This window comes from Nocardia sp. PE-7, assembly GCF_030486425.1.
In the GTDB taxonomy this organism is placed as follows: domain Bacteria; phylum Actinomycetota; class Actinomycetes; order Mycobacteriales; family Mycobacteriaceae; genus Nocardia; species Nocardia salmonicida_A.
Window position 1 is genome coordinate 5,370,358 of sequence record NZ_CP129614.1, and the last position, 13,759, is coordinate 5,384,116.

General features: G+C 66.8%; 14 protein-coding genes. 5 read left to right on the plus strand and 9 right to left on the minus strand.

The annotated features are described in order from the left end of the window. Positions 1 to 113 precede the first annotated feature (113 nt). The 4 genes from QX204_RS25215 (at position 114) to QX204_RS25230 (ending at position 3,551) form a co-directional block, all read left to right on the plus strand. Complete coding sequence (locus tag QX204_RS25215; protein WP_301902828.1) at positions 114 to 776, plus strand: hypothetical protein; 663 nt, start codon at positions 114 to 116, stop codon at positions 774 to 776. Then, positions 773 to 1,954: a PrsW family intramembrane metalloprotease gene (locus QX204_RS25220; protein ID WP_301902830.1), complete on the plus strand. Its 1,182-nt coding sequence runs from the start codon at positions 773 to 775 to the stop codon at positions 1,952 to 1,954. The genes QX204_RS25215 and QX204_RS25220 overlap by 4 nt, the downstream gene beginning before the upstream one ends. Positions 1,955 to 2,127: 173 nt before the next feature. After that, positions 2,128 to 2,673 carry a GNAT family N-acetyltransferase gene (locus QX204_RS25225; protein ID WP_301902831.1) on the plus strand — a complete coding sequence of 182 codons (546 nt, stop codon included), beginning with the start codon at positions 2,128 to 2,130 and terminating at the stop codon, positions 2,671 to 2,673. Between the two features lie 26 nt (positions 2,674 to 2,699). Beyond that, a complete protein-coding gene (locus tag QX204_RS25230; RefSeq protein ID WP_301902832.1) occupies positions 2,700 to 3,551 on the plus strand; it encodes a hypothetical protein in 852 nt (283 codons plus the stop codon). Here the strand turns inward: QX204_RS25230 and QX204_RS25235 are convergent, their stop codons facing one another. The 7 genes from QX204_RS25235 to QX204_RS25265 all read right to left on the minus strand — a co-directional run bounded on the left by QX204_RS25235 (position 3,552) and on the right by QX204_RS25265 (position 11,807). After that, positions 3,552 to 4,520, minus strand: coding sequence for an SCO2521 family protein (locus tag QX204_RS25235; protein ID WP_301902833.1), 969 nt, complete (start codon positions 4,518 to 4,520; stop codon positions 3,552 to 3,554). Between the two features lie 27 nt (positions 4,521 to 4,547). Next, on the minus strand, positions 4,548 to 5,498 hold the full coding sequence (locus QX204_RS25240) for an SCO2522 family protein (RefSeq protein ID WP_301902834.1): 951 nt from the start codon (positions 5,496 to 5,498) through the stop codon (positions 4,548 to 4,550). 100 nt (positions 5,499 to 5,598) lie between these two features. After that, entirely contained in the window at positions 5,599 to 6,534 is a 936-nt protein-coding gene (locus QX204_RS25245) for an SCO2523 family variant P-loop protein (RefSeq protein ID WP_062983645.1), read from the minus strand. Positions 6,535 to 6,538: 4 nt separating this feature from the next. Next, entirely contained in the window at positions 6,539 to 8,386 is a 1,848-nt protein-coding gene (locus QX204_RS25250; protein WP_301902836.1) for an SCO2524 family protein, read from the minus strand. A gap of 172 nt (positions 8,387 to 8,558) precedes the next feature. Further along, entirely contained in the window at positions 8,559 to 9,410 is an 852-nt protein-coding gene (locus QX204_RS25255) for a TIGR02569 family protein (RefSeq protein WP_301902838.1), read from the minus strand. A 113-nt stretch (positions 9,411 to 9,523) separates the two neighbouring features. Beyond that, the gene (moeZ, locus tag QX204_RS25260; protein ID WP_301902840.1) at positions 9,524 to 10,705 is read right to left on the minus strand and encodes an adenylyltransferase/sulfurtransferase MoeZ; all 1,182 of its coding nucleotides are present in this window, start codon (positions 10,703 to 10,705) and stop codon (positions 9,524 to 9,526) included. Between the two features lie 118 nt (positions 10,706 to 10,823). Further along, positions 10,824 to 11,807, minus strand: coding sequence for a DUF3152 domain-containing protein (locus tag QX204_RS25265; RefSeq protein ID WP_301908105.1), 984 nt, complete (start codon positions 11,805 to 11,807; stop codon positions 10,824 to 10,826). Between the two features lie 304 nt (positions 11,808 to 12,111). Between QX204_RS25265 and QX204_RS25270 the strand changes: the two genes are divergently transcribed. Further along, a complete protein-coding gene (locus QX204_RS25270) occupies positions 12,112 to 12,795 on the plus strand; it encodes an HTH-type transcriptional activator FasR (protein WP_056812916.1) in 684 nt (227 codons plus the stop codon). A gap of 56 nt (positions 12,796 to 12,851) precedes the next feature. Here QX204_RS25270 and QX204_RS25275 read toward each other — a convergent pair whose 3' ends face one another. After that, positions 12,852 to 13,079: a DUF3107 domain-containing protein gene (locus QX204_RS25275; protein WP_266292485.1), complete on the minus strand. Its 228-nt coding sequence runs from the start codon at positions 13,077 to 13,079 to the stop codon at positions 12,852 to 12,854. A 99-nt stretch (positions 13,080 to 13,178) separates the two neighbouring features. Next, on the minus strand, positions 13,179 to 13,715 hold the full coding sequence (locus QX204_RS25280; protein WP_301902842.1) for a YceI family protein: 537 nt from the start codon (positions 13,713 to 13,715) through the stop codon (positions 13,179 to 13,181). Positions 13,716 to 13,759 lie beyond the last annotated feature (44 nt).

Here is a 13,759-nt window from a genome sequence, read left to right on the forward strand (position 1 = left end):
AAAGCCACGTTCGGTCCCCTCCCGAACGTGGCTTTCCGCTGTGTGTCCGACTTCCGCCGAGCCCGTCGACAGATTTCCAGCTATCGTGTGGCGAATCCGGAACGGAGGCCCGAATGGGAACACACGCACAAGCCGAATCTGTGTCCTCGGCAGAGGTTTTCGATCCAGGCGATCGGTGGGTACCGGTGGATCGCCGCTGGTGGGGCCTGGATCGGCGCACCCTGCTGCCCGCGCTGGTAGTGCTCGCACTGGCTTTCCTGCAGGGTGTCGTCCTGCCGCGGATCGACGATGCCATTCCGGTCGCGGACGTCACCACCGCTGGTGACGTGCTCGCCCTGAAAGGCGGGTTCACCTTCACCGCGGACGGTGGCTGGTCGCTGGTGGAGGGCGAACTCGTCGGCGACGAACCGTCCGGGCAGGGATACCCCGACGCCGCCGTACTGACCCGCGGCGGCACGCAATTCACCGTCCGGACCGGCACCTTCACCGGTGACTCGGCGGCTCTGCTGGATCAGATCGAACAGACCCAGCAGAAATTGGGAAGCGCGCTCACCGCGACCGGGGATCGGGTGGCGGTGACCACCCTCAGCGGCGAGTCCGGCGTGATGACCAGATACGCGGCGCCACAGGTGGACGGCGTGCTCGCCGCGTTCGTCATCGAGGGCACCGGCGTCGAAATCATCGCACTCGGCCCGGAACAACCGGGTCAGGACATCCTCACCGACGTCGGCGCGATGATCGCCAGCCTCACCCACACCGGAAAGGAGTCGTCATGACCACCTCCACCGAACTCGCCGACGCCCGGTTCCTGGCCATCGAGAATTCCGGCTGGGGCCGTTCGTTCACCTTCTACCAGCCGCGCAACCTCGCGTTCTGGGTCTATCTGGTTCTCGTCGGGTCCGGTGCGCTGCTGTTCGCCGCCATGATCGGGCGCACCTACGGCGCCTACAGTCGGGCGATCCTGGTCAGCGCGTTGGTCTTCGGGATCTACGGTGCGATCTTCTGGTGGTTCGCCCGGCATTTCGACCGCTATTCCCGCCATCCGGTGAAACTGCTCGTGGTCGCCTTCGCCTGGGGCGGTTTCGCCGCCACCTGGGCGATGGCGTCCTACGCCAACACCGCCCTGATCGGCATCTACGGCAAGCTGTTCGGTTACGCCTGGGCACAGGACTGGGGTCCGGCGCTGGCCGCGCCGTTCACCGAGGAGACGGCCAAGGGTTTCGGGCTGCTGCTGCTGATCGCGTTGGCGCCGCGACTGGTGCGCACCGCATTCGACGGATTCGTCCTCGGCGCGTTCCTCGGCCTCGGATTCGAGATCCTCGAAGACATCTCCTACGGCCTGAATTCCGGTGCCTCCCAGTTCGGCGCCAATCAGGTCGATGCCTCCCTCGGGACAGTGGTCATGCGGGTGGTGACCGGCGCCACCGGCCACATGGTCTACACGGCGATCTTCTGTGCGGGGTTGGTGTATCTGCTGGGCAGGCCCGCCGAGCCGCGTCGCGCCGGGCGCGGATTGCTGCTGATGGCGACGGCGATGCTGCTGCACGGATTATGGGATGGGCAGGGCAACTTCAACAACGGCAACAATCTCGCCGCGATCGGCCTCATCGCACTTCTCATGCTGGTCGTGCTGGTCGTCGCGGTGCTGGTGTTCCGGCTCACCGTCGCGCGGGAGCGCGAATTCCTGGCCGTGATCCTCGCACCGGAGGTGGCCGCCGGCACAGTGACCGCCGCCGAATCCGCTGCCGCCTGCGGGAATGCCAAGCAGCGCCGGGCATTCCGGCGTACCGGCGCGGACCGTAAAGCGCGGACCCGGCACGGGTTCGTACTGGACGCGATCTCGGATCTGGCCGATGCTCTCGCCGCCGACCACGGCGCGCAGACACCACGGGTGAACTTCGCGCGCTCGGAGGTTGCCCGACTACGAGACGGACGCCCGCCGACCCCGGTGTAGCCCCCGCGCGACGCGATAGCCGACAACCGGAAGCCACACCCGGAAATTCCTCCCCGGGTGTGGCTTTCGACTGTGAGCCAACGGCTTTCATCAATGTTTGTAGCCCGGTTACCGACCCTGCCTTTACTCTGGAAAGCGAACCTTGCGGCTGCGCAACGGAGGTGGGGCGGTAGTTGGACATCTCGAGCGGGTTGACCGATCCAGTGTTCCGGTCGGCCGTCGTCGAGGACCTCCCCGCGATCGCGGAGCTGGAGTCCAGCGAGTTCATGCAGCTGGCCTACCCGTATTTCGCGCTGCGCCAACTGTTCGACGTGCACGGATCGCATTGGGTGGTAGCCGAACTCGCCGACTCGATCTGCGGCTACGCCATGGTCGCCGTCGGGCCGGAAGGCACCGCGTGGCTCGTCGGATTGGCTGTCGCCCCACCACATCAGGGCCGAGGTCTGGGCAGATCACTGCTGGAGCGCGCGGTCGACCGTTGTCGCGCCGACGGCATCGGCGCGGTCTTCATCACCGTTCGCCCGTCGAATGTGCCCGCGGCGAACCTGTACAAGGAATCCGGCTTCACGTGGGCCGGATACGAGGACCAGTACTTCGGGGCAGGTGAACCCCGCGAGCTGCTGGTGCGCTGGATCGAGCCCGCGGGGAGCCGTTGGCCGCCCCTGGACCGCACGGATCCACGATGGCGCAAAGGCGGTCACGCGCCACCGGGTAGATGACGGGCGCGACCGATTCGGGGGGACTCATGGAACACACCGAACAGCGAAATCTCAGTGACTTCGTCGCGGCGAAGACGGATTTGATCGAACGCCACGCGGATGCCTTCGCGGCGGAGATCGGCGACTTCCGGCGCGGCGACGGCGCGGCCGACGAATACGTTCTGCTCGACGACTTCAATCACCGAGTCGAGCGGGTTCTGCTGAGCTACACCCCGCCGACGACTCGTCGATCGGGCGACAGCCTGGTGTTCGCGCACCTGTACCGCGACGCCGACCCTGCCCGGCTCCGAACGGCAGGCGACGACCTGGTGTTGATCACCGCGCTCAGCGCGCTGTTCGCGGCGGAGGTGGAAATGCGTGGACCGCTGCGACTGAGCCGCACCCAGGACAGACTCTTGGCCGAGGTCTACGAAGATCTCGGCGAGCACCTGCGCCGCGCTCGGCTGCCCGCGCACGCCGCCCTGGCCTACCGCCAGGGCATCCGGCTGTACACGGTGACAGAGGACTCCCGCGGTCAGGATCGCTGTGGCCTGAACCAGGCACGCGCGCGGACTGTCGCCAACCGCACCCGGCTGGGACGCTTCCTCGGCCGGAGCTCGGATCTGCTGTGTGGCTACGGGTACCGGCCGTTCCGGCTGCTGGCGTGGATCGCTGGTCAGATCGCGCTGTTCACCCTGGCCGTAGCCCTGACCTCGACCACCAGTGTCGGCCGCTCCGTATACCTCGGCTTCGTCAGCTTCCTCAACCCACTGGGCTACCAGGATGTCGAGTACGCCGGGACAACCGCTCAGGTACTTCTCATCGTCGAGTCCTATGCCGGCATCGTCTCGATCTCGGTGTTCTTCGCGTTGCTGGTTCGCCAGCTGTTCCGCTTGTGATCACCACGCCGTGGTGGAGCGGTTCAGCGCGGCCAACGTGGCAACGGCGAGCCTGTCGCGCAACTGCCCCACCCGCGCGTTCCACTGCCGACTGAATCCGGGGTCGGCTTCGAGGACATCCCACAGTCCGCGTACCACCGGTGGGGTCGCAGCCCCCGGCATCCACAGGTAGACCAGGTGCTCGAGCAGTGGGCTGATCACCTTCTCCACCGGGGTCCGCGACAGTTCCGACATCTCGGCTTCGTCGATCACCTCGGTGAGTACCGTCAGCAGCCAGTCGTGCAGCGCGATGTCGTCGCACAGTGCCTGTACCGCGGTCAATTGCGCGATATCGCCGACGACGAATTCGGCGGTGCGCAGTTCGTCGGGGTACATCGTCAACGTCATCGTGGCCGCGGCGCCCTCGACGACACGTGCGGCCCACCGCAGCTGTGTTGTCGGAGTGTGCAGTGGCGGACGCTGATCGAGCATCGGGTTGCGTCGAACACGAACAGCCAACCGGGCCGCGACGGCACCGGGGTCGAAGGTGTCGGTGGCGCCATCACGCACCGCGAGGAAACCCGAGGCGAGATCGGCGCCGAGGTTGGCCTGCGCGCGCGTGAGCACTTCTACGACACCGGGCCGGTGCAGATAGTGCACCCATTTCTGTCGCCGATCCGACTGCGCGGGCACCACCGCGCTGCGTGCCGAACTCTGCATGATCCGGCCACCGACCACCGCGGCTCTGGCCGCGACCGTGCCGACCGCCTTGACACGACGCTGATCGGGAGTGGCGAGCCTGCAGTCGATACCTTCGAGCACGACCGGCGATTGCGCCCACGTGACCGGCCGTTCCCTCGACGGCACCGGATGACCGTGCACGAGTGCCATGAGTTCGGCCGCGGAATCGCGCGACAACGCGGCTGCCGCGGGGAGCAAGCCGGTGCGGACTTCGCCGAGCACCGCCGATACCGGGGGGCGCAGATCCATCGTTGCAGCGTACGCGCTCACCGCGGTTCAGTCGGCGCCGAGAAAGATGTGCGAGAGCCGATCGCTGAGGTGCTCGGTGGCGATGATCCGATTCTCTTGCGCGCGTTGGGCATACACCTCGTTGACGCCCGCGTCGATGTCGAGGTGGTCCATGATCTGCTGCACCGAATGTTCGATCCCCAAGTAGCGTTTCGGCAGGATCGAGACCGAGCGGAACGCCGCGAACGGCGCCGCGTCGTGCAACTGCATGATCGAGGGCAACACGCCCCAGCTCTCCGCCCACTCCTGAGTGGCCCAGTCGCGACAGTCGACGGGCTCGGCGACGCGCTTGCCCTCGGCACGAACCATGCCGAGCCGCAACAACTGCCAGACGGTAGCGAGAAACGGGCACGACCAGTACGGGTCCTCGTGCTCGCGATCACGACGCCACATCTCGACATCGAGGTAGATCGAATGATTGCGCCTGCTCAGTTCCAGCGGCGGCTCGTAGTCGCGCAGGTCCATAGCATCGCGGCGCTGGTCGTCGCTGGACGGTCGTCCGTTGCTCAACCACCCGAGTTCGGTGGTCGGTGGCCTGCGACCCGAATAGCCCTCCAAGGGCTCGGCGACCACCATGTCGGCTACGATCTGGGCGAGTTTGGTCGGCGCTCCGCTGCTGTCCTTCTTCGGCACCACAGCGCAACCGGCCTCCCGGCCGAGATAGTCGACGCGGATCCCCGATTCTGCCGCTGATCGCAGGAATCCGGGCAGGATCGCCCGCGGGTCGGTGGTACCGCGGAAATAGTCGTCGATGAGGAAACACGTGCTCACCCTGACCCGGGAACGACCACCGGCTCGCTCGGCGAACTCGTCGCGCGCCAACTCCGTGAAAGCGTGCACCAACGGTGCGACCCGCTCGAATTGGGCGCGCACAGCCTCTGGTCGATTGGCGAGTTCGTCCATCGAGAAATGGCCGACCTCGAGGGATACGTGCGACATCGCAACGGATTCCACGCGAGTCGCCGCAGTCGCTTCCTGGAACAATGAGTCCACGAAACAGGGAGCCTAACGAGTTTTCCGTCGCGGTCCACACCGGGCCTCAGATCGGCACCCAGGTGTCCTCGGCGATCAGCTTCCTGGCGAGATCCTCGAACGCGTCGACAGTTTCTCGATTGGCGATACCCGCGGCGACATCGGCGTCGAGGATGATCTGTTCGCGCCACTGCAGTACCGGCTCCACCGGGGTGCGCCCGAGCAGAGATCCGGCGCCGAGCCGATATTCGGCGGCCAGCGAGCGCAGCGCGGCATCCTGACGCAGCAACCACGCGGCCTGTGGACCGCTCACGATCTCGGGCTGTTCGCCTGGGCGCGGCACCGCGGTGCGCACGAAGCGAATACGCCGCCGCAACTCGCGCTCGCTGTAGAGCGGCTGACGGCCGATTTCGGCGGTACCGGTCTGGATCAGGCCCTTCGGGCCGTTCACCAGGCCGTGGGCAGCCATGATGTGCTGGCGGGTCCACCGGTGGAACAGCAACCAGTAGACCTCTTTGTCGGGCATGTTCTTCGGCGCCGTGGCCTCCAGCGCGATCTGCATCGCCACCGACCGCCCCGCGCTGAGGTCGACGATGACCACCTTGAACGACGCGTCGAGCTCGAGCAGAAGATCGATACAACGCCGCACCACCTGCGGGTCCTCCGCCGCCATCGCCTCACCGCCGCCCTCGTCGCCGGGCAGCAAAAACAACTTGCCGCCGCGGGAACGCCTGCTGCGCAAGGCCTCGCGGTCGGTCGCCGCTCGCACATCGAGCCGCTGCGGATCGGTGATCTCGCCGCGCAGATAGGAGTGCAGTCCGTGGCCGGGCTCGGCGCCCTTGTCGACTTTGCTGATCTCGAACAGCGCACCCGCCGTCGGCGAGCCGAAGTCGAAATCCACGTAGGCGGTGCTGGTTCCACGCAGCCCGAGTCGATAGGCGAGGTTGCAGCTGGTGACCGACCTCCCGGTCCCGCCCTTGTCGGAGGTGGCGAACACGATCATCGGATCAGGTGCTCCTCATCGCATTGGAACGCGCGTAGGCAAGGTCGTCGAGTTCCTTCAGCGCCGTCGAGGCCAACGTGAAGGACGTGGCGGGCTGGGTGTTGATCAGTGCGCGGGCCCGCCCGAGTTTGCGTTCGATCTCGTCGAGTGACACCCGGTTGGCCGAGGTGTCGAAGATACTCACCTCGAGCATCGCCTGGTTGAGCAGATGTTCTGCCTCGTTCAGGATTTCGACGGCACGGCTGACCATCGCCGTCGAACGCAGCGGCGTCTCCCGGTAGGTTCGGTCGGCGGCGACCAGGCACTCGACCATCCGCTCGGTCAGGTACCAGGAGGGATGCTGCTGATGTTTCCCGCCGAAGACGCCGGCCGGATCGTCCCACAGTCCGGTCGCCGCGCCGTCGGAGATCACGCGGCGGTCCAAATGGTCCATCACGTTCTTGGCCAGTTCCATCAGCTGATCGCGGGCGCCGATATTGCTCGACAACTGCGCCGCCTGCAGTGCCCGCTTCAGCAGCACGGTCGCGAAATCGGACACGATCCAGGTCAGCTGGGGACCGCCGCCGTCGACCTTCTCCGTGCCCGCCAGCACCATGCGCACACCGGGGTCGTGCAGGGCAACCGCCGAGTCGGTCTTGGTCGGTCGCCGGGTGATGCGGCCGCGTCGGGACAGCTCGTCGAAGATCGCGACCGCGCGGGTCAGATCATCGTCGGAGGCGGTGCGGGCGATCAGTTCCTGGATCAGCACCGCCGACACGATCAAACTGAAGTAGTCGGACTCCTCGCCGTCGGAGGTCCGCCACGGAATGTCCTCCAACGGCCAACGCCCGGCACCGAACCGGGCGACCGTCGACCAGTACCGCTGCGTCAGATCCCAGCGCACACGCAGCGCGTCGGCCAGTCGCTGCTGTTCCTTGTTGAGCAGGTCGAGCTCTCTGGTCCGCTGCGAGAGAATATCGTTGATGCCGTCGAGCGCGACGACGGTGAAGTACAGATAGGGCCGTGGATCGGCGATACCGACGGTCTGCGCGACCTCCCGATCGTCGAACTCGACCGGATCCGCCTCCTGCACAACCCCCCAACTCCAGCCGCATTCGAACAGCTGATCGTCTTCTTCGAAGTCGGTGTGCGGTGTCCGGCCCAGCTTCACATCGGTGCGCAGGCGGGCTCGCACGCGATCCAGATTGTCGCGGACCGCCTCGACCACCGAATTCTCCGGGGCGCCGGACTGATTGAGCATCGCGAGCATCGCCTTGCCCGACGGCGAGCGAACCGACACGGTATTGACGACGAAGCTACGGATCAATCCGGTCATCGCGATCGTGAGCCGATCGCTCATCGCGGCTCTGAGATCGGCGATCCGGATCCGGATGTCCTCGCGGTTCTCCGCGTTCGCCCATCGATCGAAGACGCGAGCGAACCCGAGACCGGCCAGGCACAACGTCACCGACATCGAGTAGCTGTCGACCACTTCGATCGCGAGTTGTTCCCGAGTGGGTTCCTCGCCCGCGTTCGGGCGCAGATAACTGCCCGCGTCGAAGCGCGGCGTCCCGTCGGCACCGGTGTTGCGCCGCAGGTATTGCTCCATCAGGCCGATCATGGCGATCCCGATTCTGGTCGGCCCACCGAACGCGCTGAGGGCGACCTGCACATCGTCGGCCATCAGTTCCGGCCTATCCAGCGAGAAACTCTCGATTTCCGTCGCCGGATACAACAGGCACAGCAGCTGTTCGGAATCGCTGATCGAATTGGCGCCGAGGACGCCGTCCCAATGCCATTTCTCGTCCCGGTAACAGGCCGAGAGCATGGCGCTCCAAATGTCCAGAATCTGTTGTCTGGGCTGGATTCTCACCCGTAGCAATCCTCACCGCTCGTGACGGGCCGCGGTGGGTCCCCCGGGTCCAGGGCAGGACACATGGCGGCGATGCTCGATGAAGATAGCATGGGCAGCCATAGGAAACGTTGGGTCTCAACGGATTTGAGATCACATAAGACCCATCGGTCACGATGCGCGCAATTCGCCCTTACAGCGCCAAACGGACCATGTCCGCGGTGCGAGCCAAGCCGGGGAATGCTTCGGGGGTGGAGCGGGGGTGCAGGGCGTGGACCGCCAGGCGGAACATCAAGGCGCGTAACAGCATCTGGGGCCATTCGGGCAGGGTGGCCCAGCGGTCGAGTAGGCCGTCGTCGCCGCCGCCCCAGGCCAGTGCGTCGACGACGACGACCCCGGCGGCCCAGGTGGCGGGGCGCCAGTAGGGGGTGATGTCGGTGAGGCCGGGGGTGTGGGCGCCGGTGAACAGGACGGTGCCGAAGAGGTCGCCGTGGACGAGTTGGTCGGGGCTGCGAACCGGTTTGCGCAGGGTGGAGAGTTGGCCGATCAGTTCGAGGGAGCGCTGGCCGTCGGGGGTGGCGGCGATGGGGACACCGCCCGCGCGCAGGGTGCGCAGCGGGATCGTTTCCCAGGCGGCGCGGTCGGCGGCGACGAACACGTCCACATCGACCCAGGGCGCGACGGGCGGTTGGACCAGGAAGCGGGGGCGCTCCAATTCCGCTGTCGCCTTGTGCAGGCGCAGCGAGACGGAGACGACCTCGTCGTGGCGGGGCTCGGGGGCGCCGTCGACGAAGGTGTCGGCGCGCCAACCGGAGACAACATAACGACCGTCGGTGGCGCGGACGGGGCGGGCCACGCGCAGCCCGTCGACCGCGAGGTGTTCGCGTACTTTCGCCGACCACGCGGCCCGCGCGTGATCGGCGACGGGGCTGAGTACCACGTCACCCATCCGCCAGCCGCCGTCCCAGTCCCCTAGGGAAACCGGCGTCACTTCGCGAAGCCCGAATGTGGCTCGCACATGCTCGGGAGGTTCGACTGAGGTCACGGGCCGTACCGTAACCCCGCAATCACCGGAGGCGTCCCAAGGCACGCTGTGATACCCCACTTTGCGACCTCACCGCAATATGCGATGAGGTCGCAAACCGGCAGCTATCGGGGTCAGTAGACCGGAAGCGACGGATCGACCTGCTTGGCCCAGGCCACCACGCCACCCTGTAGATGTGTGGCGTCGGCGAAACCGGCGCGCTTCAACGCGGCCAGCGCCTCCGCGGAACGGATGCCGGTCTTGCAGTGCAGCACGATCGGCTTGTGCTGCGGCAGTTCCGACAGCGCCTCGCCGGACAGGATGCGGTCCTTGGGGATCAGGGTCGCGCCCGCGATGTGGACGATGTCCCACTCCACCGGCTCGCGCACGTCGATCAGCTCGATCTTGTCGGCGTCGAGGAGGTCCTTGAGCTCGGCGGCGGTGATGGTCGACCCGGCCGCGGCGGCGGTGCCTTCCTCCGACACCACACCGCAGAACGCGTCGTAGTCGATCAGTTCGGTGATCGGCTCACGCTGCGGATCGCGGCGCAGCTTGATGGTGCGGTAGTTCATGTCCAGTGCGTCGTAGACCATCAGGCGCCCGAGCAGCGTCTCGCCGATGCCGGTGATCAGCTTGATCGCCTCGGTCACCATCACCGATCCGATCGACGCGCACAGCACGCCGAGCACGCCGCCCTCGGCGCAGGAGGGGACCATTCCCGGCGGCGGGGCCTCCGGGTACAGGTCGCGGTAGTTGATGCCGCGACCGTCCGGTGCGTCTTCCCAGAACACCGAGACCTGGCCCTCGAAGCGGTAGATCGAGCCCCACACGTAGGGCTTGCCCGCGAGGACGGCGGCGTCGTTGACGAGGTAGCGGGTGGCGAAGTTGTCGGTGCCGTCGACGATCAGGTCGTACTCGGCGAACAGCTCGACCGCGTTCTCCGGTTCCAGCCGGATCTTGTGCAGCCGCACGTCGATCCCGGAGTTGATCTCCAGAATGGAATCGCGGGCGCTGTCGGCCTTGGGACGGCCGATGTCGGATTCGCCGTGGATGATCTGGCGCTGCAGGTTGGAGGCGTCGACCTCGTCGAACTCGACGATGCCGAGCGTGCCGACACCGGCGGCGGCCAGATAGAGCAGGGCAGGCGAGCCGAGGCCGCCCGCGCCGATCACGAGGACCTTGGCGTTCTTCAATCGCTTCTGACCGTCGACACCGAGATCGGGGATGATCAGGTGCCTGCTGTAGCGGGCGATTTCATCCTTGGTCAGTTCCGCGGCCGGCTCGACGAGCGGCGGCAACGTCCCATTGAGAGACACGTGAGAACTCCTGTATCTGTGGCGTCGGCGCGACCGCTTACCGGTGGTCGCTCTGTTGACTACAACCAAACCTGCCGCGCTGTTCTTCCCCGAACATGTTCCCGCATGGGCGAGGCGACTATCCGCGCGGGTACGGCCAGGGGTTGAAGCGGCAGGTCTTGCCGTCGGCGGGGACCACGCCGTGGGGGTCGAGCAGCGCGATGTCGTTGTTTCTGGTGCCGAAGGTCTGCTGCATCATGATCGGGGCGAGGCCGCCGTCGGTCTCGCACGGCTGATGACCGTGATAGCCGATGGCGTGGCCGACCTCGTGGTTGATCTGGTACTGGCGGTAGGAGCCGATGTCGCCGTCGAAGGCCAGCGCGCCGCGAACCCAGCGGACCTCGGAGAGCACGACGCGGTCGAGGTCGGCGTTGTAGCACGACGAGTCGATCGGGATCTCGAATCCACAAGCGGCGCGAGTGCTCTCGCGAGAGGTGAGCGAGAGGCGGAAGTCGGCCGGGCCCGCGTCGATGCGCTGGAAGCCGAACTTGGGGTCGTTGGTCCAACTCTTCGGGTTGGCCAGGGTGGTCTCCACCATCTTCGCCACGGCGCCGTCGCCACCGAACGGCGAGGTATCGATGCCGTCCTCGACTTCGACGGTGTAGCGGAACACGCGCTCGGTGCCCGCGCCGACCTGGGCGCTGGTGCCCGGCACGATGTGCCAGGTGCCTGCCGCGCGTTCGACGTATTCGCCACCCTCGGGCAGCGCGCCGAGGGGCAGATCGGCGGGGAACTTGCCGTCGCCGGGAGGTGCGCCGATGATGCCGGACTGCGCCACCTTGGGACTGAGCGCGCCGAAGCCCGGATCGCTCGGCAGCGGTATCGGGCCGGTGCGCACGGCGTCGACGACGACCAGCACGGTGATGGCGAGCAGCACCGGCAACGCGTAGGCCCGCCAGCCGTACGCGGACACGAATCGGCCGAGGGCGCTCTGCTTCTTCGCATCACGCTGCGGGCTGCGCGGGCGGCCGTTGTCGTTGTCGGTGGGATCCCAGCGGGCGCGTAGGGGCTGGCGGGATCGGTCGGCGGGCTGATAGAGCCCGAGCGGGTCGTAGACCTGCAGTTCCCGCCCCTCCGACGCCGACGTGACAGCACCGGACTCGGAGGGGTGCGTGGAGCGAGCGATATCGCGCCCGCCGTCGGCATGGTCATCCGTCCGGTCGGTCACCCCATCAGATTCTCACAGTAGGCAAATCCGCCGTGCGGGCGGCCGGAGGAGATCGCCCGGTTACGGCCCGGCGAACTCCGCGGACTGGTACTACATTTCCAGGGCGAGCCGCAGGGTGAACACCGTGCGAGTATCGTCTTTGGGATACCCGGACCGCATACCTCCGGCCGGGGGAATCGACTATCTATAGAGAGCCGAGATGACTGACCTCGTGGACCGCATGCCCTCGCGCCGATCGGTGCCGGAGACGGTCCCGGCCAAGCGCGGTACCCGCCTGCCTCGTGACGAGCGCCGCCAGCAGTTGCTGCTCGCCGCCAGCGAGGTCTTCGTCCAACGTGGCTACCACGCGGCGGGCATGGACGAGATCTCCCAGGTGGCCGGGGTCAGCAAGCCGGTGCTGTACCAGCACTTCGCCAGCAAGCTCGAGCTGTACCTGGCGGTGCTGCAGAACTACGTCGACATCCTGGTGTCGAGCGTGCGCCAGGCGCTGCGCTCCACCACCGACAACAAGCAGCGTGTGCGGGCCGCGGTCGCCGCGTACTTCGATTTCGTCGACAACGAGATGCAGGGCTTCCGCCTGGTCTTCGAATCCGACCTCACCAGCGAACCGCAGGTGCAGCGCCGGGTCGAGCAGGCCACCGAGGCGTGTGTCGACGCGGTGTTCGATCTGGTCGCCCACGACTCTGGTCTCGATCCCTACCGCGCCCGCATCCTGGCCGTCGGCCTCGTCGGCGCGAGCCAGTTCTCGGCTCGCTACTGGCTCGAAGCCGATCGCCCGGTCCCCAAGGACGAAGCGGTCGACACCACGGTCTCGCTGGCGTGGGGCGGCCTCAAGCATGTGCCGCTGACCGCCGCTCAGCGTGCGTATTCGCAGGACCTCTGACCTACGAGAAATGCCCCGTCATCTCGAAGATGACGGGGCATTGTCGTGTTCGCGGCTCAGACGGTGGCGAATCCCACGCGACCGGTGGCCGGGGAACCGATTTCCACGTAGGCGACCTTCGCGGCCTGGATCAGGAACTTGCGGCCCTTCTCGTCGGTGAGCGACACGACGCCGGCGGAGCCGCTCAGCGCATCGGACACCAGCGCCTCGATCTCGTCAGGGCTCTGCGCACTGTTGATGACGAGCTCTCGCGGGCTATCCGAAATACCGATCTTGACCTCCACGGCCAACCTCCGAACGTAAGAGTCCTGTGTTGTCGACTCCCAGGCTAGTGCAGGCGGCCGACAGCGGTGTCACAGCCGCCTGCGCTCTGAGCGAACGGGTCACGCAGGCTCGATCAGTTGAATTTCGAGTTCGATCTTCACGGTGTCCGACAGCATGCCCGGCAGGGCGACGCCGACGCCGAAATCGGTGCGCTTGATGGCGCCGGTGGCGGAGAAGCCCGCGTGGCGGGTGCCGTCGGGGAAGTCGGCGATGCCGCCCCATTCGACGTCGAGGGTCAGCGGCTGGGTGATCGCGCCGAGGGTGGCCTCGCCGGTGACGGTGAAGGACTCGGCGACCCGAACCGGCTGGGTGGAACGGAAGCTCAGGGTCGGGCGGTTGGCGACGTCGAGGAAGTCGGCCTGGCGGATGTGGGCGTCACGGTCGGCGTTGCTGGTGTCGAAGGAGTCGAGATCGATGGTGGCGCCGAGGGTGGCCACGCCCGTTTCGTCGACGACGAACTCGGTCCGGAAGCGGGTGAAGCCACCGCGCACCTTGGCGATCCCGAGGTGGCGGATGGTGAACGCGACCGAGGAGTGGGCGGCGTCGAGGGTCCAGGATCCGGCCTTCAACTGCTGGGTCTGTGTCGAGGAAGTCATGTCTCCACCCTGACCGGACCGCGGTCCGTTAACCAGACCGCGGT